The sequence below is a fragment of the Vibrio sp. Vb1574 genome (assembly GCF_033338675.1).
The window spans coordinates 12,673-36,060 of sequence record NZ_JAWOTC010000050.1 but is presented as its reverse complement, the minus strand read 5'-3'; the positions used below and the strand labels follow the sequence as shown (position 1 = coordinate 36,060).

The 23,388-nt window shown below is 46.3% G+C and carries 19 protein-coding genes; 8 read left to right on the top strand and 11 right to left on the bottom strand.

The annotated features are described in order from the left end of the window. Positions 1-474: 474 nt before the first annotated feature. Genes hemG through R7O12_RS21205 form a run of 3 tightly spaced genes read right to left on the bottom strand, consistent with a single transcriptional unit; the run spans position 475 to position 3,139 of the window. Positions 475-1,002, bottom strand: a complete 528-nt coding sequence (hemG, locus tag R7O12_RS21215) for a menaquinone-dependent protoporphyrinogen IX dehydrogenase (protein ID WP_005378894.1) — start codon at positions 1,000-1,002, stop codon at positions 475-477. 9 nt (positions 1,003-1,011) lie between these two features. Further along, positions 1,012-2,469 carry a TrkH family potassium uptake protein gene (locus R7O12_RS21210; protein ID WP_005378893.1) on the bottom strand — a complete coding sequence of 486 codons (1,458 nt, stop codon included), beginning with the start codon at positions 2,467-2,469 and terminating at the stop codon, positions 1,012-1,014. A gap of 46 nt (positions 2,470-2,515) precedes the next feature. Continuing rightward, positions 2,516-3,139, bottom strand: coding sequence for a YigZ family protein (locus R7O12_RS21205; RefSeq protein ID WP_005378891.1), 624 nt, complete (start codon positions 3,137-3,139; stop codon positions 2,516-2,518). Between the two features lie 261 nt (positions 3,140-3,400). Between R7O12_RS21205 and fadB the strand changes: the two genes are divergently transcribed. The 3 genes from fadB to R7O12_RS21190 all read left to right on the top strand — a co-directional run bounded on the left by fadB (position 3,401) and on the right by R7O12_RS21190 (position 7,995). Further along, entirely contained in the window at positions 3,401-5,572 is a 2,172-nt protein-coding gene (gene fadB / locus R7O12_RS21200; RefSeq protein WP_053304063.1) for a fatty acid oxidation complex subunit alpha FadB, read from the top strand. Between the two features lie 14 nt (positions 5,573-5,586). Further along, entirely contained in the window at positions 5,587-6,762 is a 1,176-nt protein-coding gene (fadA, locus tag R7O12_RS21195; RefSeq protein WP_006743176.1) for an acetyl-CoA C-acyltransferase FadA, read from the top strand. A gap of 252 nt (positions 6,763-7,014) precedes the next feature. Beyond that, positions 7,015-7,995: an MDR family oxidoreductase gene (locus tag R7O12_RS21190; protein ID WP_054730021.1), complete on the top strand. Its 981-nt coding sequence runs from the start codon at positions 7,015-7,017 to the stop codon at positions 7,993-7,995. Between the two features lie 52 nt (positions 7,996-8,047). Here R7O12_RS21190 and R7O12_RS21185 read toward each other — a convergent pair whose 3' ends face one another. Next, positions 8,048-8,992 carry a LysR family transcriptional regulator gene (locus tag R7O12_RS21185; RefSeq protein ID WP_017821924.1) on the bottom strand — a complete coding sequence of 315 codons (945 nt, stop codon included), beginning with the start codon at positions 8,990-8,992 and terminating at the stop codon, positions 8,048-8,050. Positions 8,993-9,160: 168 nt separating this feature from the next. Continuing rightward, entirely contained in the window at positions 9,161-9,343 is a 183-nt protein-coding gene (locus tag R7O12_RS21180) for a hypothetical protein (RefSeq protein WP_005378880.1), read from the bottom strand. 133 nt (positions 9,344-9,476) lie between these two features. On the opposite strand from R7O12_RS21180, the gene tusA reads away from it, so the two are divergent. Continuing rightward, positions 9,477-9,725, top strand: coding sequence for a sulfurtransferase TusA (gene tusA, locus R7O12_RS21175; protein ID WP_033906598.1), 249 nt, complete (start codon positions 9,477-9,479; stop codon positions 9,723-9,725). Positions 9,726-9,769: 44 nt separating this feature from the next. Here tusA and R7O12_RS21170 read toward each other — a convergent pair whose 3' ends face one another. Both R7O12_RS21170 and R7O12_RS21165 read right to left on the bottom strand, forming a co-directional pair. Continuing rightward, positions 9,770-10,030 carry a hypothetical protein gene (locus R7O12_RS21170; RefSeq protein WP_005378878.1) on the bottom strand — a complete coding sequence of 87 codons (261 nt, stop codon included), beginning with the start codon at positions 10,028-10,030 and terminating at the stop codon, positions 9,770-9,772. A gap of 160 nt (positions 10,031-10,190) precedes the next feature. Continuing rightward, complete coding sequence (locus R7O12_RS21165) at positions 10,191-10,745, bottom strand: TMEM165/GDT1 family protein (RefSeq protein ID WP_182016923.1); 555 nt, start codon at positions 10,743-10,745, stop codon at positions 10,191-10,193. Between the two features lie 484 nt (positions 10,746-11,229). Here R7O12_RS21165 and glyQ point away from each other — a divergent pair, with 484 nt between their 5' ends. From glyQ to R7O12_RS21145, 4 genes are all read left to right on the top strand, one after another. After that, positions 11,230-12,159: a glycine--tRNA ligase subunit alpha gene (gene glyQ / locus R7O12_RS21160; protein WP_064376850.1), complete on the top strand. Its 930-nt coding sequence runs from the start codon at positions 11,230-11,232 to the stop codon at positions 12,157-12,159. A 1-nt stretch (position 12,160) separates the two neighbouring features. Then, entirely contained in the window at positions 12,161-14,227 is a 2,067-nt protein-coding gene (gene glyS / locus R7O12_RS21155; RefSeq protein WP_005378875.1) for a glycine--tRNA ligase subunit beta, read from the top strand. A 217-nt stretch (positions 14,228-14,444) separates the two neighbouring features. Further along, the gene (locus R7O12_RS21150) at positions 14,445-16,529 is read left to right on the top strand and encodes an alpha-amylase (RefSeq protein ID WP_182016921.1); all 2,085 of its coding nucleotides are present in this window, start codon (positions 14,445-14,447) and stop codon (positions 16,527-16,529) included. 229 nt (positions 16,530-16,758) lie between these two features. Next, on the top strand, positions 16,759-18,012 hold the full coding sequence (locus R7O12_RS21145) for a valine--pyruvate transaminase (RefSeq protein ID WP_182016919.1): 1,254 nt from the start codon (positions 16,759-16,761) through the stop codon (positions 18,010-18,012). Between the two features lie 127 nt (positions 18,013-18,139). On the opposite strand, the gene R7O12_RS21140 is transcribed toward R7O12_RS21145, so the two are convergent. The 4 genes from R7O12_RS21140 to recF form a co-directional block, all read right to left on the bottom strand. Beyond that, entirely contained in the window at positions 18,140-18,577 is a 438-nt protein-coding gene (locus R7O12_RS21140; RefSeq protein ID WP_005378857.1) for an Hsp20 family protein, read from the bottom strand. Positions 18,578-19,109: 532 nt separating this feature from the next. Beyond that, positions 19,110-19,526 carry a GreA/GreB family elongation factor gene (locus R7O12_RS21135; RefSeq protein ID WP_318126333.1) on the bottom strand — a complete coding sequence of 139 codons (417 nt, stop codon included), beginning with the start codon at positions 19,524-19,526 and terminating at the stop codon, positions 19,110-19,112. A gap of 343 nt (positions 19,527-19,869) precedes the next feature. Further along, the gene (gene gyrB / locus R7O12_RS21130) at positions 19,870-22,287 is read right to left on the bottom strand and encodes a DNA topoisomerase (ATP-hydrolyzing) subunit B (protein ID WP_005378841.1); all 2,418 of its coding nucleotides are present in this window, start codon (positions 22,285-22,287) and stop codon (positions 19,870-19,872) included. A 13-nt stretch (positions 22,288-22,300) separates the two neighbouring features. Continuing rightward, positions 22,301-23,380, bottom strand: a complete 1,080-nt coding sequence (gene recF / locus R7O12_RS21125; RefSeq protein ID WP_005378839.1) for a DNA replication/repair protein RecF — start codon at positions 23,378-23,380, stop codon at positions 22,301-22,303. Positions 23,381-23,388: the final 8 nt, after the last annotated feature.

The following is a 23,388-nucleotide window of genomic DNA, read 5'->3' as shown; positions in this document are numbered from 1 at the left end:
CTTCAATTTAAGATTTTGTTCGGCTCAATGAATACTGAACATTACATAAGTAATGTTTGAATTGACTGTGCTGAATCTTTCGATTCAATGGTCACTTCGTATCATTGAAACCTAAATTGTTTCCGAAGAAACTATTTGGATTATCATCAACGAGTGCCCACACAGATTGATAGGTCTATATTGTTAAAGAGCTTTCCTGTTGAGCTTTACTCAAAACAGGACGGCCATTTTAGCGAGTTAAAGTTTAGTGTCAATCACTTTTTTCAAACTTTCTTCAAGCGTTTCTGCTTGGCTAATTTGGCTTGCTAACTTGGCTTCTTACTTTCGAAACTTAAGCTTCGAAGCGTTGCCGTGTCAGCGAGGTGGCATTATAGAGATTGCGATCACATTGGCAAGCCCTTTTTCTCGTTTTTTTTGATTTTTTTATCGTTCGGATAAATTTGCATCAAAAGCGGTCAAAAGAGCACGTTATTTCTACAGTTCTCTAAATTTATCTGCGAAAAGAGCCACTTTTTCCCAATTGGTGTACTCCACCTCTTTGGTCGTATCGGTTTCGCCACCCGTCATCGACATAATGAACCTAATCATAGTTCTGTCGAACCAGCTATAACGTGGGTAATAAAGTGCACCAGCAAAAACACCGATTAGCGTTGGTTTCCAAGGCGACTTAATTAGGAACTTGCGAATGTAGGCACTACCTTCAGGTGTATCCTTTCCTTGGTCCTCTTTACGAGCGGTTAGGTTTACGCAGAAAAATGCCACTTTATTTTGCTCCAATTGATTGAGGTTTCGCTCAATAAACTGGTATAGCTTTTTATTAAGATGGCCATAGCGAATAGAGGCGCCTATCAATACTCTGTCGTATTGGCTGAAGTCAATCGTCTCGACATTATGTAAATCCACCAGCTCACAATCGAAATCTGGAAGTTGTTCATCTATATAGTGGAGAATTTTTTTAGTCTGCCCTTCGCGGGAAGAGTATAGAAATAATGCTTTTGCCACGATTTCCCCTTAGCTACGCCAAAACGTCGGCGTAAGTAGAATAAGTAAGGTAAAGATTTCCAAACGACCAAACAGCATAGAAACTATTAATACCCATTTTGCTTTGTCGTTAACATCACCAAAGTGAAGCGCCACTTCTCCCAAGCCAGGACCGAGGTTGTTCAGAGTCGCAGCCACCGCCGAGAACGCACTGAGCTCATCCATTCCTGTTGCAATCAACCCCAACATACAAACCACAAATACCAATGCGTATGCGGAGAAGAAACCCCAAACCGCATCGACAACACGTTGCGGTAGGGCACTGCCACCTACTTTGATGGTGTAAACCGCGCGTGGATGGACTAAACGTTTTAGTTCACGCGCACCTTGTAAGGTAAGAAGCAGGATACGGATCACTTTCATGCCGCCGCCTGTTGAACCAGCACAACCACCTATAAAGGAAGAGAACAATAACAGCACAGGTAAGAAGAGCGGCCAATCCGCAAAACCTGTTGTCGTAAAGCCCGCTGTTGTGGATATTGATACGGTTTGGAACAGAGCCTGATCGAAAGCATCGTATGTCGATGTGTAAGAGTGATGTTTCAGTAATAATAGAAAGCAAATGATAAATAGCAGCACTTGAATAAACAAGAAGGCACGAAACTCAGGATCTTTCCAGTAATACTTGGGATGTACGCCACCTGATGCAAATGCAGCAAAGTGCAGCGTGTAGTTACATGCAGATATAAGCAGAAAAACCACAGTAATCAGGTTAATCGCGTAACTATCAAAATATCCGATGCTGGCATCGTGGGTAGAGAAGCCGCCAATAGCAATGGTGGAAAAGCTGTGACTGATGGCGTCAAATGGCGTCATACCAGCTAACCAAAAAGCCGAAGCACAGGCGATAGTCAGGCTCAGATAGATGTACCAAAGCGCCTTAGCAGTTTCTGCTATGCGCGGCGTCACTTTAGTGTCCTTGACTGGACCAGGGATCTCGGCGCGGTAAAGCTGCATACCACCAATACCAAGTACTGGCAAAATCGCCACCGCTAATACGATGATTCCCATACCGCCGAACCACTGCAGTAACTGTCGATAGAATAGAATCGCTTTAGGTAACTCATCCAAACCAACAATAACGGTCGCCCCGGTCGTCGTGAGAGCAGAAAACGATTCAAAAAACGCATCTGTCACTGAGACGTTCGGGTTGTCAGCAATGAGAAAGGGGATCGAGCCTGCACTGCCAAGTACTGTCCAGAATAAGACGACAATAAGAAAGCCATCTCGAGCTTTAAGCTCGTGCTTATACCTGCGGTTTGGGTACCAACAAACGGCCCCACAAAACAGCAGAACAAAAAATGTCGTGACAAAAGGCACACCAGCACCATCTCGATAGATCAGCGCAACGAGTGCTGGCGCAAGCATAGTGACACTAAAGAGTGCGAGCAGTAGCCCGACGATTCGAATAATTGAACGAAATTGCATGGATAAATTGACTAGCGAAGCTGTCCCTGTTGCTTCCTGTTTTTCATTATTGTCCGTCTAGCGGAGTGACAATTGCCTTTGCCCCGCTTTTATTGATGATTGCTTGGGTAAACGCGCTCACTTCTCGAAGCTCAATTTCCACCACTAATACGACCTGATCGCTGTATTCAGCCTCGACTTCTATCGCACCAAATTGCGGCATGATTGATTGTGCGATAGGCATAAACCCATAGTCTAACGTTAGTCTGAGCTTTGTGGTTATTTTTTTCTCAATAGTTTGAAGCAGCTTGAGCGCTTGTTGAACCCCACCCCCATACGCTTTAACCAAGCCGCCTGTACCTAACTTGATTCCACCAGAGTATCGCGTGACCACAGCCGTGATCTCCCCCACCCCAGATCCAGACAGCTGCGCCAGGATTGGTTTGCCTGCCGTCCCTGAAGGTTCTCCATCATCACTAAAGCCCCACTTCATCGAATCTTCTGGTCGACCAGCAACAAAGCCCCAACAGTTATGTCTAGCATCAGCGTGTTTAGCTTTGATTTGATCAACAAATGCTTTTGCAGCTTCGATACTTGGCGTGTGTGCCAAATAAGTAATGAAGACGCTCTTTTTAATTTCTTCTTCAAATTGAGCGGGCTCTGCTGGAATCAGATAAGGCTTGTCATTCATAGGATTATGGATTCATGTCTATTTGCCTGAAGTCTATCACGAGTGTGATTTACCCGTCGCATAAGATCTGCCACAGCGCACAATGTTAAACACTTGTTTAAAAAATGTATTGAAATTAAACAATCCACGATCCAAACTAACTTTACTGGTCAAACCAGAACAAAAATAAAACGACTTCCTCGATACCTATTTGCCGAGGTACACGGCGTCGTTGAAATAGGTATACAGACAATCCACGATTGTATGTCATGGAGATAGACAATGATTTACCAAGCCGAAACCCTACAGGTAAAGGAAATACAAGATGGTATTGCAGAGCTAAGCTTCTGCTCTCCAAAATCCGTCAACAAACTCGACCTAGCGACATTAGAATCGCTAGATAAAGCTCTTGATGCGCTCATTGCCCATCAAGGCCTCAAGGGGTTGTTGCTCACTTCAGATAAAGACGCATTCATTGTAGGCGCAGACATTACCGAGTTTTTAGGTCTGTTTGCTAAAACGGATGCCGAGCTCGACCAATGGCTGCAATTTGCTAATAGCATCTTTAACAAATTAGAAGACTTACCCGTTCCGACCATCTCAGTGATCAAAGGCCACGCTCTTGGTGGCGGTTGTGAATGTGTGCTAGCAACAGACATGCGTATTGGTGACAAAACCACCAGCATCGGCCTACCAGAAACGAAACTGGGAATCATGCCTGGCTTTGGTGGTTGTGTACGCTTGCCTCGCGTTATTGGCGCAGACAGCGCAATGGAAATCATCACCCAAGGTAAAGCATGCCGAGCTGATGAAGCATTGAAAATTGGCTTACTCGATGCTGTTGTAGAGACTGATGCTTTATACGAATCAGCACTACAAACTCTTAACTCTGCAATTAACGAGAAACTTGACTGGCAAGCACGCCGAGCACAGAAAACATCTCCGCTAACGCTGAGTAAGCTTGAATCAATGATGAGCTTCACCATGGCGAAGGGTCTGGTGGCACAAAAAGCAGGTCCTCACTACCCTGCCCCAATGACAGCCGTTATCACGATTGAAGAAGGTGCTCGCTTTGCACGTAATGAAGCGTTAGACATTGAACGTAAGCACTTCGTGAAATTGGCTAAATCGGAAGAAGCAAAATCACTCGTTGGCCTATTCCTTAATGATCAATACATCAAAGGCATTGCGAAAAAAGCAGCGAAGTCAGCAAGTAAAGACACGCAACGTGCAGCCGTATTAGGTGCAGGTATCATGGGTGGCGGCATTGCTTACCAATCAGCGCTAAAAGGTGTGCCAGTCTTGATGAAAGACATCGCACAAGCGTCGCTCGACCTAGGCATGACTGAAGCATCTAAGCTGCTGAATAAACGCTTATCTCGCGGTCGCATTGATGGCTTTAAGATGGCGGGTATTTTAGCGTCAATCACACCGAGCTTACATTACGCAGGTATTGAAAACTCTGATGTGGTTGTTGAAGCTGTCGTTGAAAACCCGAAAGTAAAAGCAGCAGTTTTAAGTGAAGTTGAATCCCATGTCGGTGACGACACCGTTATCACCTCAAACACCTCGACGATTCCTATCAACCTATTGGCAAAATCACTAAAACGCCCAGAAAACTTCTGTGGTATGCACTTCTTCAACCCAGTGCATCGTATGCCTCTTGTTGAGATCATCCGTGGTGAGCACACCTCTGATGAAACCATCAATCGTGTTGTGGCGTATGCTGCAAAAATGGGCAAATCACCAATTGTCGTTAATGACTGCCCAGGGTTCTTCGTTAACCGCGTATTGTTCCCATACTTTGGCGGCTTCAGCATGCTACTTCGTGATGGTGCTGACTTTACGAAAATCGACAAAGTCATGGAGCGTAAGTTTGGCTGGCCGATGGGACCGGCGTACTTGCTTGACGTAGTCGGCATTGATACCGCGCACCACGCACAAGCTGTGATGGCTGACGGTTTCCCTGAGCGTATGGGTAAACAAGGTCGTGATGCGATTGATGCACTGTTCGAAGCAGACAAATATGGTCAGAAAAATGGTAATGGCTTCTACAGCTACACCATAGATAAAAAAGGTAAGCCGAAGAAAACCTTCTCCGAAGCGATCTTACCGGTACTTGCTGACGTTTGTGCCGATAAGCAGGACTTTGACGATCAGACCATCATTCAACGTATGATGATTCCAATGATCAACGAAGTGGTGCTGTGCCTACAAGAAGGCATCATCGCGACTCCGCAGGAAGCAGATATGGCATTGGTTTATGGTCTTGGTTTCCCTCCATTCCGCGGTGGCGTATTCCGCTATCTAGACAGCGTGGGTATTGCTGAATACGTTGAAATGGCAAAACAACACGCCGAGCTAGGTGCGATGTACCAAGTACCGCAAATGCTGATTGATATGGCGGCGAAAGGTGAAAGCTTTTACGGTGCACAACAGCAAGGTTCTATCTAAGGAGGGATTCTAAAATGACTAATCAAACAAGAAATGTTGTCGTAGTCGATTGTCTACGTACTCCAATGGGTCGCTCTAAAGGTGGTGCTTTCCGTCATACACGAGCAGAAGATCTATCTGCGCGCCTAATGAAAGGCATTCTTGCGCGTAACCCACAAGTGAACCCAAGCGAGATTGAAGACATCTACTGGGGCTGTGTACAGCAAACACTAGAGCAAGGCTTTAACGTTGCACGTAATGCCGCGCTACTCGCGGGCCTGCCGATTGAAATTGGCGCCGTGACGGTGAACCGCTTGTGTGGTTCATCAATGCAAGCGCTTCACGACGGTACACGTGCCATCATGACTGGCGATGCTGAAATCTGCCTAATTGGTGGCGTTGAGCACATGGGGCATGTGCCAATGAACCACGGTGTAGACTTTCACCCAGGTATGTCAAAGAACGTAGCAAAAGCTGCGGGCATGATGGGCTTAACGGCTGAAATGCTTGGTAAATTACATGGCATTAGCCGTGAGCAACAAGACGAGTTTGCCGCTCGCTCTCACGCTCGTGCGCACGCAGCAACCGTAGAGGGTCGTTTTAAAAACGAAATTCTACCAATTGAAGGCCACGCCGCTGACGGCACCCTGTTCACTCTAGATTACGATGAAGTGATTCGCCCTGAAACATCCGTTGAAGGTCTATCTCAACTTCGCCCAGTGTTCGACCCTGCAAACGGTACAGTAACAGCCGGTACATCATCGGCTCTGTCCGATGGTGCATCAGCGATGTTGATCATGAGTGAAGAGAAAGCTAATGAACTTGGCTTGAAGATTCGTGCACGTATTAAAGGCATGGCCATTGCGGGCTGCGATCCTTCTATTATGGGTTACGGTCCTGTACCTGCGACGAAAAAAGCGCTCAAGCGTGCCGGTCTTTCAATTGAAGACATGGATGTGGTTGAGCTAAACGAAGCATTTGCCGCGCAGTCTCTGCCGTGTGCTAAAGACTTAGGCCTGCTTGATGTTATGGATGAGAAGGTCAACCTTAACGGTGGTGCGATAGCATTGGGTCATCCACTAGGCTGTTCTGGTTCACGTATCTCAACAACGTTGATCAACCTAATGGAAGCGAAAGACGCGAAATACGGTCTGGCCACCATGTGTATCGGTTTGGGTCAGGGCATTGCGACAGTATTTGAACGACCATAACAGTTCAAGACGTTGTTGTAATGATCGAGCCAACAATCATAAGCAAATGAACTAGTACTAAAATTTTTAGTATTACACTTAAGGGCGACAATTGATGTCGCCCTTTTTGTTTTACATCAAACATGCATGAAGAGCATACATTAAATGCTCAAGTTTCATTTTATTCATAGACAAAGAAGACATACACTTAGACCAGTTGATATCTTGCTGCATGTGACCCAGAGTCATGCTACCGCACAATCGGAGAACCTTATGTTTAATGCTCTAGTTCTAAATCAAGAAGACAAACGTACTATCGCTAACATCGAGCAAATCGATGAAACACAACTGCCTGAAGGCGACGTTCTGATTGACGTTGATTACTCATCGTTAAACTACAAAGACGGCCTTGCGATCACAGGTAAAGGTAAAATCATCCGTAACTTCCCGATGGTGCCAGGTATTGACTTAGCAGGTACGGTAGTAAGCTCAGAAGACGACCGCTACCAAGCTGGTGACAAAGTTGTCCTTACTGGCTGGGGCGTGGGTGAAAACCACTGGGGTGGTATGTCTCAGCGTGCTCGTCTAAAAGCAGATTGGCTAGTACCACTACCAAAAGGTCTAGACAGCAAGAAAGCAATGATGGTTGGTACTGCTGGCTTCACTGGCATGCTATGTGTTCAAGCACTGCTTGATGCAGGCATCAAACCTGAAAATGGTGAAATCCTTGTAACTGGCGCAAGTGGCGGTGTAGGCTCAGTCGCAGTAACGCTTCTAGCACAGCTTGGCTACAAAGTTGCTGCAGTGACAGGTCGTGTAGAAAAAAATGGCCCGCTACTTGAAAAACTAGGTGCTAGCCGCATCATCGACCGTACTGAATTTGAAGAACCAGCACGTCCACTTGAAAAGCAAGTATGGGCAGGTGCGGTTGATACTGTAGGCAGCAAAGTACTGGCTAAAGTATTGGCGCAAATGGATTACAACAGTGCAGTTGCAGCTTGTGGTCTTGCAGGTGGTTTTGATCTACCAACCACAGTGATGCCGTTCATCCTACGTAATGTTCGCCTACAAGGTGTGGACTCAGTAATGTGCCCAACAGAGAAACGTATCGCAGCATGGGAAAAGCTGGTCGAGCTACTACCAGACAGCTACTTCGAGCAAGCGTGTACTGAAGTTGCTCTTACTGAAGCACCGAAATATGCAGAAGACATCACCAACGGTCAAGTAACGGGTCGTGTGGTTATCAAGCTATAAACACTGACTCAGTGTAAACAGACGAAGAGCCGGCATTGCTGGCTCTTTTTTGTTAGCAGTTCAGTCCCATATCTTCGATACGTTTAGCTATCAGACGGCTACACTCTTCACGCACAATCGTTCTTAACCATTCTTGAGCGGGAGAATGCTCGCAACGCGCATGCCAAATCATCGAGTATTCAAACGGCGTGAATTGGAATGGTAACGGTTTCACCACCAAGTCATAACGCTCGGCAACCAGATACGCCAAGTCCGCTGGCACTGTGATGATAATTGGCAAGGTATCCATGATCGCCAATGCGGCTTCTAAATGATAAGCCCGCAGAACCATTTTACGCTTAGGTTTCTCCATCAAAGCTTGTTCGATCAGTGCCTTAACACCATCACTGATGGCGATCATGGCATGTGGATGACTCAGATAATCATCCAAGCTCATTTCTTTATTCGCTAATGGATGCTGTTTTGAAAGCATACACAGCACCCCCACTCGCCCCAACACTTCACTGCGTAGAGGCTCCACCGGGCCTGTCGGGCGACAAATCGCTAAGTCTGCACCTTCATAAGTGAGCTGATCTGATAAACGGTCGTGTTGCAGTGGTAAGAAGTTGAAAGACACATTTGGTGCTTCTTGGTAAATTCTCGGCAAAGCGAACGGTAATATCGTTTGCATGGCATAATCGGTGGTCACGATGTTGAAAGTCTGTACGCATTGCAATGGGTCAAACTCAACCGGAGATAACAACTGACGTAAAGACTCTAATGGCTCGCCCAATGAGCGATCGATCTCTAACGCTTTCTGAGTTGGGATCAAATGCTGTCCCTGACGAGTAAACAGCGGGTCTCCCAATAAGTCGCGTAGACGACCAAGCACACGACTCATTGCCGATTGACTCAAGTTCAGACGTGTTGCCGCCTTACTGACACTGTTTTCTTCTATCAGTACTCGCAACGCAACCAGTAAATTTAAATCTCGGCGATAGATATCTTCCAGTTCCACGAATTAGCCACTTATTTTGTATGTGTTTGGGTAAATTGTACTCTTTAGGCAAAAAAAATCCCGCCTTTCAGCGGGGAAGCCCAAGAAAAATGGGGATAGTGTCGGAATGAAGTGTCGGTAAAAAATAGGTGAGCGTTATTAAAAGCATTCTGATCCAAGCAAGAAGCGCTAATTTTCTTGCTCAGATGCGCCAGACCATCTGCGCATCTCGATCCAAATCCCAATAATAGTGGCAACCATGCCTACGAGAGGCGTCAAAGAGGTGTCAGCTGGCGTCCTAAGTACCAATGCACAGAACGAGATAAAACACAGCACTGAGTAAATCGTAAGTCTGTCTAACGCTGTTAACATTGCCTCTCCCTTGCCAGTTGTTACCAAATTGTTAATTTAAGGTAAAACAAAAAATTCGGTTTGCCAAGTGGTTATTGAATATTTTTTCAACGAAAGTAAAATTCAACGCTCAGTTAGTTACGAGAATCACACTATGAGCTTTAATCCTGAACTGGCAAACAAGACATTAGAGGCGCAAGGACTGCGCTGCCCAGAGCCAGTGATGATGGTCAGGAAGACAATTCGCAACATGCAAGATGGTGAGATTTTGCTGGTCAAAGCAGACGATCCATCCACGACTCGAGACATTCCGAGTTTCTGCCGCTTTATGGACCACCAGTTAGTTGCGGCACAAACGGAGCAAGTTCCGTATCAGTACCTGATCAAGAAAGGATTGGAATAATCTGGTCGAACTAAAAACGGCAGCCTATATTGGCTGCCGTTTGTTTATTCGTCGTATTCGAGTGTGCGAACTTCTGATTGGAGCTTGTTAAGTTGTTTCTTCATTGCCCGCATCTCTTCATGCATAGGAATGATGTGAGCGACACGAATCCACGCTTCTACTGTCAATCCAGTAAGAACGAACGATCCTGCTACAATCGGTAACCACATATCAGTTAGCACCATCGCTAGTAAACACAGCGCTAAACCAAAAGTGAATAAATAACTCTGACTCTTCGGGGACATCCCCATGTAACGTGTAAGCATAAACTTGCCCTCTCGCTATCATTCACACCATTAAACTACCATGACAAGTATGACACTTATATGTCATCCGTCACGCAACGGAACGATTTAGAGTCAGAGTTTGAACTCGCGCAGCACGCTACTAATGATTGATAACTCACATCATTTCACGTGCAAAAAATCAGAACAGTGCAGCCCCTATTGCCAGAGCAATAAACAAAAATGCGGTGATTTTACGGATCAGCCCTAAAGGCATCTTGTCGGCCGACAATTTACCAATCAGGACCACAGGTACATTCGCCAGCAGCATACCGATTGTGGTACCGATAATCACCAAACTTAACGCATCCGCGTATTGCGCCCCTAAGATGGAAGTGGCGATCTGAGTTTTATCGCCTATCTCCGCAACGAAGAACGCGATAAAGCTGGCAATAAATGGGCCTCGATTAGAAATCTGCTCGTCATCATCCAGTTTGTCCGGGATCAGAACCCAAGCCGCCATCGTGACAAAACTGACCACCAGCACCCACTTTAAAATCTCAGGTGATAGATAGTCTGCGACAACCACACCTAACCATGCAGCCAAAGCGTGGTTGGCAATAGTTGCCAAAAAGATTGCTGCAATAATTGGGATTGGTTTTCGGTAACGACTTGCGAGTAATAGAGATAGCAATTGGGTCTTATCGCCAATTTCTGCTAACGCTACAGTAGTAATTGAAATAGCTAAAACGCTCACGACATGCTCATTGGGGCAGGGATTATTATTTTTAACCGAAGACAAACCTCACGCCCCTACCCCGGTTCGTGATGATTTGTCTAAGGTCTTGCTAAACTTGAAAGGCTTCAAGTCTCGAACGCCATGGTGATTTTGCACCAATTATGTTGACGGACGAACCAGATGAAACAGAAACTTCATCAGGTAAGCTACTCCCCAAAGACAGGCGCAATTCTAGCCACCTTTGTTGCGCTTCTCAAGAGCCAAAGCAGGCGAAAACTCCCTTTTAGGAAAAATACAGCAGATAACGCGGTAAAAATTCATTAAAGGAGAAAATCGCCCACGAATTAATCAAGATTAGCTCTACTCCCATGCTCAATATCTGGTTATACTAGATTGTTAATTTATTCAACCGTAATTACTCTTTATCGCCGTTGTTAGAGTTGAAAAACTCGGCATAGATGACGAATTAACGAGTAACAAGAGAATCGCGCGAACCTGACTTATGCAAAAATACGATATCAAAACCTTCCAGGGAATGATCCTCGCGCTGCAGGATTATTGGGCTCAAAATGGTTGTACCATTGTTCAACCGCTAGATATGGAAGTGGGTGCGGGTACCTCTCACCCAATGACCTGTCTACGAGCGCTTGGCCCAGAGCCAATGTCGACAGCTTACGTACAACCTTCACGTCGTCCTACTGATGGCCGTTACGGTGAAAACCCTAACCGTCTTCAGCACTACTACCAATTCCAAGTAGCGCTAAAACCATCGCCTGACAATATTCAAGAGTTGTACCTTGGCTCCCTTGAAGTTCTTGGTATTGACCCTCTTGTACACGACATCCGTTTCGTAGAAGACAACTGGGAAAACCCAACACTAGGCGCATGGGGTCTAGGCTGGGAAGTTTGGCTAAACGGCATGGAAGTGACTCAGTTTACTTACTTCCAGCAAGTTGGCGGTCTTGAGTGTAAGCCAGTTACTGGTGAGATCACTTACGGTATCGAACGTCTAGCAATGTACATCCAAGAAGTAGACTCTGTTTACGACCTAGTTTGGAACATCGCACCAGACGGCAGCAAAGTGACTTACGGTGACATCTTCCACCAAAATGAAGTAGAGCAATCGACTTACAACTTCGAGCACGCAGACGTGGAATTCCTATTTGGTTTCTTCGAACAGTGCGAGAAAGAGTGTAAAGAGCTGCTTGAGCTTGAAAAGCCACTGCCACTACCTGCTTACGAGCGCATTCTAAAAGCTGGTCACGCATTCAACCTACTAGACGCACGTAAAGCGATCTCAGTAACTGAACGCCAACGTTACATCCTACGCATCCGCAACCTGACTAAAGCAGTTGCAGAAGCATACTACGCATCGCGTGAAGCTCTAGGCTTCCCAATGTGTAAGAAAGAACAAGCGCAAGGGGTAGAGTAACATGGCAAAAGAATTTCTAATCGAGCTAGGTACAGAAGAGCTACCACCAACGCAACTTCGCACTCTAGCTGAAGCATTCGCAGCAAACTTCGAAGCAGAACTAAAAGGCGCTGAGCTTGCTCACGAAGGCGTTAAATGGTTCGCGGCACCTCGTCGTCTTGCACTTAAAGTCGCAGCACTAGCAGACAGCCAGTCTGACAAAGTTGTTGAAAAACGTGGTCCTGCGGTTTCTGCAGCGTTTGACGCGGAAGGCAACCCAACAAAAGCGGCTCAAGGCTGGGCACGCGGTTGTGGCATCACGGTTGACCAAGCAGAGCGCATGGTTACAGACAAAGGTGAATGGCTACTGTTCAAACAAGAAGTGAAAGGTCAGCCAACGTCTGAGATCGTAGTTGAACTTGCAGCGAAAGCACTAGCAAACCTACCTATCGCAAAACCAATGCGCTGGGGTAACAAAACGACTCAATTTATCCGTCCAGTTAAGACGCTAACCATGCTAATGGGCAGCGACCTAATCGAAGGCGAGATCCTTGGTGTCGCTTCTGATCGCACTATCCGTGGTCACCGCTTCATGGGTGAGCAAGAGTTCACTATCGATTCTGCTGAACAATACCCTGCGATCCTAGAAGAGCGCGGTAAAGTAATGGCAGATTACGAAGCGCGTAAAGCAATCATCCTAGCTGACGCACAAAAAGCAGCAGCAGCGGTTGGCGGTATCGCTGACCTAGAAGATGACCTAGTAGAAGAAGTAACGTCTCTGGTTGAATGGCCAGTAGTACTAACAGCGAAGTTCGAAGAAGAGTTCCTAAAAGTGCCTTCTGAAGCGTTGGTTTACACCATGAAAGGTGACCAGAAGTACTTCCCTGTTTATGACGAAAACAAGAAGCTACTACCTAACTTCATCTTCGTATCGAACATCGAATCAAAAGAGCCTCGTTACGTAATCGAAGGTAACGAGAAAGTAGTTCGCCCTCGTCTTGCTGACGCAGAGTTCTTCTTCAACACAGACCGTAAGCGTCCGCTTATCGACCGTCTGCCTGAACTAGAGCAAGCGATCTTCCAAAAGCAACTGGGTACGATCAAAGACAAAACAGACCGCATCACAGAGCTTGCTGGCTACATTGCTGAGCAAATCGGTGCTGACGTTGAGAAATCAAAGCGTGCTGGTCTACTAGCAAAATGTGACCTAATGACCTCAATGGTATTCGAATTCACGGATACTCAAGGTGTTATGGGTATGCACTATGCTCGTCACGACGGTGAAGCAGAAGAAGTTGCAGTAGCACTGAACGAGCAATACATGCCTCGTTTCGCAGGTGATGAGCTGCCATCAAACGGCGTTTCAACAGCAGTTGCAATGGCAGACAAGCTAGACACTATCGTAGGTATCTTCGGTATTGGTCAAGCGCCTAAAGGCAGCGACCCATTCGCACTACGCCGCGCATCTCTAGGTGTACTACGTATCATCGTTGAATACGGCTACAACCTAGATCTTGTTGACCTAGTAGCGAAAGCGAAGTCACTATTTGGCGATCGCCTAACCAACGACAACGTTGAGCAAGACGTTATCGAGTTCATGCTTGGTCGTTTCCGCGCTTGGTACCAAGACGAAGGCTTCAGCGTAGACATCATTCAAGCAGTTCTAGCGCGTCGCCCGACGAAACCAGCAGACTTCGACCAACGAGTTAAAGCGGTTTCACACTTCCGTGAACTAGAGGCAGCAGAGTCTCTAGCAGCAGCGAACAAACGTGTAGGTAACATCCTAGCGAAATTCGACGGCGAGCTAGCAGCAGACATCGACCTAGCTCTTCTACAAGAAGACGCAGAGAAAGCACTAGCAGAAAGCGTTGAAGTAATGACTGAAGCGCTAGAGCCAGCATTTGCTACAGGTAACTACCAAGAAGCCCTAAGCAAGCTAGCTGACCTACGTGAACCAGTTGATGCGTTCTTTGATAACGTAATGGTAATGGCAGACGACGAAGCACTTAAGAAGAACCGTCTGACACTACTGAACAACCTGCGTAACCTGTTCCTACAGATCGCAGACATTTCTTTGCTTCAAAAGTAATTCATTACTCTTCGAAGTGATTAAGAAATAACTAAAAGGGAAGCTGATGCTTCCCTTTTTTGTTGCCTTCAAACCGATGAAGGTGACGCTTATTATTCATTTTGTGAACAAGACTAAAATTTGTAGGGTGAGACGCGTTTAACTTGTTGGTGTAGAGCTCGGATTGTAGAGGCACAGTTTTGCTATAACTGGACTGTTTATTCGGGGGAAGGACACAATGAAAAAAACAATTCTCGCACTCTCTATCGGTCTACTGAGCGCCTGCAGCCAGATACCAGAAAATGCCATCGTATTAAACGTTGGTGATGACACTGCTGTTTTTGAGGAAAACTCACAAGGCTTACTTGTCGCTGAGCAAAAACTCGAAAAAGGCAGCTACACCTTTACCATTGCCGACAGTAATCAAAGCTGTGGCAGTAGCTTTGCCTTAGCAGAAGAAGATCGCATCAAATTCAATCGTCCATTAAAAATGGATAACTGCGCCACTGACGCACAAATGCCGCTGCGCATCTTCAAAGCCAATACCTATCAATTTACGCTCAATCCAACCACCAATGAGCTGACGGTAAAAATCAAACCAAAACAGAGTCAGGACATCACCTACTCTTGCCCTGTCGCAACTGACACGCCAAAAACCATCAACGTTGCCCAAACCTTTAATGATGGCACTGTCGTTCGTGATGCCTTAACCGGACAAGAAACCACTGTCGCCAATGGCAGCGTCACCATGCAACCGGGTCCTATGAGCCAAGGTCTATTGCTGCTAGAAGAAGTTGAACAGCAAGCCGACAAACCGTTCAGTTGGGACAATGCGACGGTGTACTTCGTCATGACCGACCGCTTCTACAATGGCAACCCAGACAACGACAACAGCTACGGTCGCAGCAAAGACGGAAAATATGAGATTGGTACCTTCCACGGTGGTGACTTATCGGGTCTAACGAAAAAACTCGATTACATCGAATCACTTGGTGTCAATGCTATCTGGATAACCTCACCACTGGAACAAATCCACGGCTGGGTTGGCGGCGGCGATAAAGGCGACTTTAAGCACTACGGCTACCACGGCTACTATCACCAAGATTGGACCAAGCTTGATGCCAACATGGGTACCGAAGATGAACTCAGAACCTTCGTCGATACTGCCCATAAGAAAGGTATCCGCGTGATTTGGGATGTGGTCATGAACCACACAGGTTATGCGACATTAGCAGACATGCAGGAATTCGGATTTGGTCAGCTTTACCTTGATGACCAAGAAGCCAAAGAAGTCCTTGGTGAAAAATGGACCGACTGGCAGCCAAAATCAGGACAAAGCTGGCACAGCTTCAACGACTACATCAAATACGGTGATAGCGAAGCGTGGGATAAATGGTGGGGCAAAGATTGGATCCGCACCGATATTGGCGACTACGATGCTCCGGGCTACAACGACATCACCATGTCTTTGAACTACCTACCGGATCTAAAAACCGAATCGACTCAGAAAACCGGATTACCAAACTTCTTCCGCAATAAAAACACCAATGCGCAAGATGAGCTACAAACCCCACGTGAACACCTGATTACCTGGTTATCCGATTGGGTGCGTGACTATGGCATTGATGGCTTCCGCGTTGACACTGCAAAACACGTTGAAATGGAAGCGTGGGCAGAGCTGAAAGCCAGCACCACCCAAGCGCTTGCTCAATGGAAGCAAAACAACCCGGACAAAGCCTTGGATGACCTACCTTTCTGGATGACAGGTGAAGTGTGGGCACACAGCGTAGTGAAGAGCCCGTATTTCGATAACGGCTTCGATTCCATCATCAACTTCGAGTTCCAATCTGATGTAGCACCAAAAGCGCTGAAGTGTTTCGCTCAACTTGATAATGATTACCGCCGCTATGCAGAGCGCATCAATACCGATCCTGAGTTCAATGTGTTGAGCTACCTGTCTTCACACGATACACAACTGTTTTGGTCAGCTCGCAGCCGCAGCTTTGATGACCAAGCACGTGCGGCAAATGCCCTGATGCTGGCTCCGGGTGCAGTACAGATCTATTACGGTGATGAGATAGCTCGTGATTTTGGCATTACTGGTTCAGACGCCCACCAAGGCACACGCTCAGATATGCCATGGGATAAGATTCATGGCGAACGAGAAGATCTACTGCAACATTGGCAAAAGTTGGGGGAATTCCGTAAACGCCACCCCGCAGTTGCTCAAGGTAAGCACATCACTCGCAACCAAGAAGGTTATTACGCGTTCGAACGCCAATACCAAGACGACAAGGTGCTGATTGTTTACACCGGTGAGTAAATCACACTCTCTCCACCAGCAAGGGAAGCATAAGCTTCCCTTTTTTATTGTTCTTTTTGCCATTTAGTCTCGTCCCTCTGGTCTGATGACGCACTTTTTTCTTTTTCGGCTTAATTCACACTTTGCGTTAATTACACATTGAGGTAAGGTCAAGGATTACTCGATAAGCCGATAAAACATCGGCATAAACATACACAAAGCAATCACAATGAATTAGGTATAAGTCAGCATGCAGTTCTCAAAGTTTGGTGAAAAATTTAATCAGTATTCAGGTATTACGCAGTTAATGGACGATTTGAATGATGGTCTGCGCACACCAGGTGCCATCATGCTCGGTGGAGGTAATCCTGCCGCCATTCCTGCCATGCTCGATTACTTTCACCAAGCCAGTGAGGAAATGCTCGCCAGTGGGGAGCTCGTCGCCGCCCTCGCCAACTACGATGGCCCGCAGGGTAAAGACGCGTTCGTCAAAGCGCTAGCTCAGTTATTCCGTGAAACTTACGGCTGGGATATTTCCGAAAAAAACATCAGCCTAACTAACGGTAGCCAAAGTGGCTTTTTCTACTTGTTCAACTTGTTGGCAGGTAAACAGCCAGACGGTTCGCACAAGAAAGTGCTACTGCCTATCGCGCCTGAATACATCGGTTATGGTGATGCTGGCATTGATGAAGATATCTTTATCTCTTACCACCCAGAAATCGAGCTGTTAGATAACGGCCTGTTTAAATACCACGTCGATTTTGAGCAGCTAACCGTCGACGACTCTGTTGCGGCAATCTGCGCGTCTCGCCCAACTAACCCAACGGGTAATGTACTGACAGATGAAGAAGTACGTAAGCTGGACAAGCTAGCACGTGAGAACAACATCCCACTGATCATCGATAACGCTTACGGTCTACCTTTCCCGAACATCATCTTTGAAGATGTCGAACCGTTCTGGAATGAAAACACCATCCTATGCATGAGCCTATCTAAGCTTGGTTTACCGGGCGTGCGTTGTGGCATTGTGATTGCGAGTGAAGAAATCACGCAAGCATTAACTAATATGAACGGCATCATCAGCCTAGCGCCGGGCAGTGTTGGTCCAGCGCTGGCAAACCATATAATTGGCAAAGGTGATCTGCTTAAACTGAGTTCAGAGGTGATTAAGCCGTTCTACAAGCAAAAATCACAACGTGCGGTTGAACTGCTCCAACAAGCAATTACCGATGAGCGATTCCGCATCCACAAGCCGGAAGGCGCTATCTTCTTGTGGTTATGGTTTGATGAACTGTCAATCACAACAATGGAACTGTACCAACGCTTGAAAGCGCGTGGCGTATTGATTGTCCCTGGTGAATATTTCTTTATTGGTCAGCAAGACGAGTGGGATCACGCGCACCAATGCCTGCGTATGAACTACGTTCAAGATGATGAGATGATGCAAAAAGGCATTGCGATTATCGCTGAAGAAGTGGAAAAGGCTTACCGCGAAGGTAAATAGACGGATTGAACTCAGCCGTTCTTCTCTTTGAAATTACGGCTTTGAAATAGCGGATTTGAAAACCCCCAAACTAAAAAGAGCGCCCATATGGCGCTCTTTCTCATTCTATAACCGGGTGGTTAACTGATTAGTTGTTCTCAATCAGGTTGTTGCCACCGATAGCAATCTTACGTGGTTGCATGGCTTCAGGGATTTCACGAACTAAATCGATATGAAGCAGACCGTTTTCCATTGATGCACCCACGACTTTTACGTAATCCGCTAGCTGGAATTTACGTTCAAAATCGCGTTCTGCAATACCTTGGTAAACGTAGTTTTTGCCTTCTTCGGCTTTACGTTCGCCCTTCACAATCAACATGTTTTCGTTTTGAGTCAGATCGAGCTGTTCTTCAGCAAAGCCAGCAACGGCCATAGTAATACGGTAGTTGTGCTCGTCTTTTTGCTCAATGTTGTATGGAGGGTAACCGCCAGAAGTATTTTTCGCTGTATTCGCTTCCATCAGGTTTAGCAGACGATCAAAGCCAATTGCATTACGGTATAGTGGTGAGAAATCTACATTACGCATAAATCTATCCTCTTAATTAAGCAATAGTCTTAGTTCAGATGAGTTCCATCCTACTGGCGTGTTTATGCAAAAACCAACGCCGAACTAAGAGATTCTTATCATTCCACTGGCCTTGGTTTGGCTCGGAGACATGATATTGAATCTAAAGGTTTAAGTTGTGTGCTAAAACGCCATATCCTCTTCTGAGCGATCTCGTTTTAGCGATTTCAGAGGGCTGGTCTTCTAGTCTCTAGCAAGCCAGTCACCCTCTTCACAACTAGATATAAGGTCGTCAAAAATGACTTTCAAGGGAAAAAATAAAAAATTTTAAAACATCCACAATCCCCTTGAACAGCTTAGTTCCTCATCACTTCGCGATCAGTGATAAAAAGCCCGCCGTTCTGGAGGGCTCAATCTACACTTTACTTGCGGGAGGATTTACGCGCTTTTACAACGCCCTTTTCTGCCGCCTTTTCCTGCTTTAGTTTGCGCTTTTCTTTTAGACTCAACTGCGGTTGTTTCTTTTCTTTCTTACTCATGACTTCACCTCTATTTATTGGCACAACAGACAACCACACAGCATTTTCTGAGCTGGTGGCTGCGAGTGATGAACAATTTCAGTAATCACAAAGCAGCGTCGCTGATTAAAAATTTCCACTTCGAGCGCATCATTTTTAGCTCGACCTAACAGTCGAGATCCCAAATAAGAATCGACCGCGAACATACCTGTCATCGGCTGCCCCTTGCGCGAGCTGACTAACGTCATGCGATATTGATAGGCGCGTTCAACATCCACTAAGCGAACCGTGTCCCCAACCGCAATACGAGTTCGGTTACGGCAATGGGCTTGTTGCTCGCAGGTTTCAAATAGCGATAACAACCTTAGTGGTGATTGATAGGTTAAAAAGCGACTGGTTAACCACCAAGTTCGCAGCGCCAAGCAGTACGCTGAGAACCAGCGTTCAAACATGATTATTTCCTTCTTAATGCCTTGTCTTACAAATAAATTCAGTGCATTGAACCGGAAGTGCATCACTTCCGGCTTAGTTCAGGAAAGTCATCACCATTTTCTTAGTCTCCTTAATCATCAGCTCTTCAGCACTATAGCGAGCAGAAAAAAGAAAGCAAAAGCGCTCAAGCGAACAAAATGGCGAGAAAAAAAGAAAACAGATATAAAATGGCAGGCTTGATCGGGTTGTTGGCAGTTAGTACCAGAAAAACATCCGCTTTAGCAGAAAGTGGCGATTTTAGCTGGTGGTACAACAAAAAAAGCAGCGATTTCTCGCTGCTTTTTACTATCACGAAAAGTGTCGTTATACGTCTAGGTTCGCTACTTTCAGTGCGTTCTCTTCGATGAAGTTACGACGAGGTTCTACTTGGTCACCCATTAGCGTAGTGAACAGTTGATCTGCGCCTACCGCATCTTCAATCGTTACCTGCATCATACGACGAGTTTCTGGGTCCATGGTGGTTTCCCAAAGTTGGTCTGGGTTCATCTCACCTAGACCTTTGTAGCGCTGACGGCTTAAGCCACGCATTGACTCTTTCACTAACCAGTCAAGCGCTTCTGCAAAGTTTGCCACTGGCATAGTACGCTCACCACGTTTGATGTACGCGCCTTCTTCCAGAAGTCCATCAAGTGCTTCTGATAGATCAGCCAACTTGCCGTACTCTTTCGAGTTTAGGAAGTCGATGCTAATTGCATGTTCGTGCGTCACGCCGTGAGTACGAACCACAATCTTAGGCAAGTTTAAGCCTAGCTCTTCGTGCTGCTCAACTTCGTAGCTGTACTGGCTTGCACCCACTTCTTTCGCATTCAGCTGTTCAATAAGCTGCTTCGTCCACGCTTCCACAACTGATGCGTCATGGCATTGCTCTGGCGTTAGGCGAGGAGTGTAAATCAACTCGTTTACCAAAGCACTTGGGTAACGACGGCTCATACGTTCCGCCAGTTTAATACCCGCATTGTACTGTTGAACAAGCTTCTCTAGTGCTTCACCAGCCAATGCTGGTGCTTCTGCGTTTACGTGTAGCGATGCATTGTCCAGAGCCAATGATACTTGGTATTGGTTCATCGCTTCTTCATCTTTGATGTACTGCTCTTGTTTGCCTTTTTTCACTTTGTATAGTGGTGGCTGAGCGATGTACACATAGCCACGCTCGATAAGCTCTGGCATTTGACGGTAGAAGAAGGTCAACAGTAGCGTACGGATGTGCGAACCATCGACATCGGCATCGGTCATGATGATGATGTTGTGGTAACGAAGCTTGTCCGGGTTGTACTCGTCACGACCGATACCACAACCTAGTGCGGTGATCAGTGTTGCTACTTCTTGAGAAGATAGCATCTTGTCGAAACGTGCTTTTTCTACGTTAAGAATCTTACCTTTTAGCGGTAGGATCGCTTGGTTCTTACGGTTACGGCCTTGTTTTGCGGAGCCGCCTGCCGAATCACCCTCCACTATGTATAGTTCAGAGAGTGCCGGATCTTTTTCCTGACAGTCTGCAAGTTTACCTGGAAGGCCAGCTAGGTCTAGTGCACCTTTACGGCGCGTCATTTCACGAGCTTTACGCGCTGCTTCACGAGCACGTGCTGCATCGATGATTTTCGAACAAACCATCTTCGCTTCTGTCGGGTTCTCAATCAAGAACTCAGACAGTTTTTCACCCATTGCAGACTCAACAGCTGATTTCACTTCAGAAGAAACCAGTTTGTCTTTTGTTTGGCTTGAGAACTTAGGATCAGGCACTTTCACCGAAACAACCGCAGTTAGACCTTCACGCGCATCGTCGCCTGAAGTCGCTGTTTTCGCTTTCTTCGAGAAACCTTCTTTATCCATAAAGCTGTTCAATGTACGTGTTAGCGCAGCACGGAAACCAGCAAGGTGAGTACCACCATCACGCTGTGGGATATTGTTGGTAAAGCAGAAGATGTTCTCTTGGAAACCATCGTTCCATTGCATCGCCACTTCAACTGAAATGCCGTCTTCACGCTCAGAGTTAAAGTGGAAGATTTTTTCGATGATTGGCGTTTTGTTGGTGTTTAGGTGATCAACGAACGCTTGAATACCACCTTCATACATGAAGTGATCATGTTTGTCCGCTTCACGTTCATCAACCAATTTGATCGACACACCAGAGTTCAGGAATGACAGTTCACGCAGGCGTTTCGCCAGAATGTCATAGTGGAACTCAGTGTTAGAGAACGTTTCGGCACTTGGCCAGAAACGAATTTGTGTACCGGTTTTATCCGTATCACCCACAACGGCTAGTGGCGCTTGAGGCTCACCATGGCGGTAGGTTTGCGTATGGATATGGCCACCACGATGAATCGTTAGCTCAACTTTCTCTGATAGTGCGTTTACTACTGAAACACCTACCCCGTGAAGACCACCCGATACTTTGTATGAGTTATCGTCGAACTTACCACCCGCGTGAAGAACCGTCATGATTACTTCTGCTGCAGAGACATTTTCCTCTGAGTGGATTTCTGTTGGAATGCCACGACCATCATCGCTAACGGAAACCGAGTTATCCTCATGAATTGTCACAACGATGTCTTTACAGTGACCTGCCAACGCTTCATCAATTGAGTTATCCACCACCTCGAAAACCATGTGGTGAAGGCCGGTGCCGTCGTCCGTATCGCCGATGTACATTCCTGGACGCTTACGTACCGCATCCAGACCCTTCAGTACCTTAATACTCGATGAATCGTAATTTTCAGACATGAGTTTCTCTCTTCTAGTTTGACTCTATCCTGCCATGTTCCACATGAAACAATTTACCGTTATCGTCCAACATATCGGCGATTTGGCTTTCAGTGATAGAGCTTACAAATACTTGTGCGCCCGTCTCTTTTAAGCAGTCAGCAAGACGCTTGCGACGTTGGCTATCTAATTCCGACGCGAAGTCATCAATTAGGTAAATGCATTGTTTACCGGCCATCTCTGTCAGGTGTTGCCCTTGCGCTACACGCAATGCACACACCATGAGTTTTAATTGACCGCGTGACAGAACATCTTCAACGGGCGTTCCGTTCACTTTAATGCGCAAATCAGCTTTGTTTGGGCCACTAAAGGTGTATCCCAATGCCTGATCACGCTCAAAATTCTTTTCTAGTATCTCGTGGTATGGAGTGTCTTTATCCCAGCCACGATAATACTTCAATTGGATCTCAAATTCTGGCAAAAATGTCTGACAGATAGTTTCTGCGACGGTTTTCATCTGCTCGATGTAACTTGCTCGCCATTGGCTGATGTTTTCAGCCAATCCTGCCATTTCCTGATCCCAATAACTGAGCTCACGATAACTATTGGCGGTTTTCAACAACGCGTTGCGCTGCTTGTTCAGGCGCTTGAACCTTCCCCATGCTTGATAAAAAGCGGGCTCGGTATGAAACACGCCCCAATCAATAAACGCACGACGATGTTTAGGGCCATCTGTCAGTAAATCAAACCCTTCTGGGTGTATCAACTGCAGAGGCAGAACTTGTGCCAACTGCGCTAATTTTTGTCCAGATTGACCGCCTATTTTAACCTCTGTTGAGCCATCACGCTGCTTATTAATGCCGATAGGTAGCTCAAATTGATCCGAGTTCAAAAAACGACCATGAACAAACAGTTCGTCACACTCATTTTGTATCACTCGTCCGGTGAGAGAGCTCTTGAATGAGCGGCCATGCCCGAGCAGATAAACCGCTTCTAAGACACTGGTTTTACCGCTGCCGTTCGGCCCGATAAGAAAGTTAAAGCCTGCTGATAACTCAATATCACAGGCTTTAATGTTTCGAAACTGCTGAATGATGAGACGAGAAAGAGGCATTCAGTTGG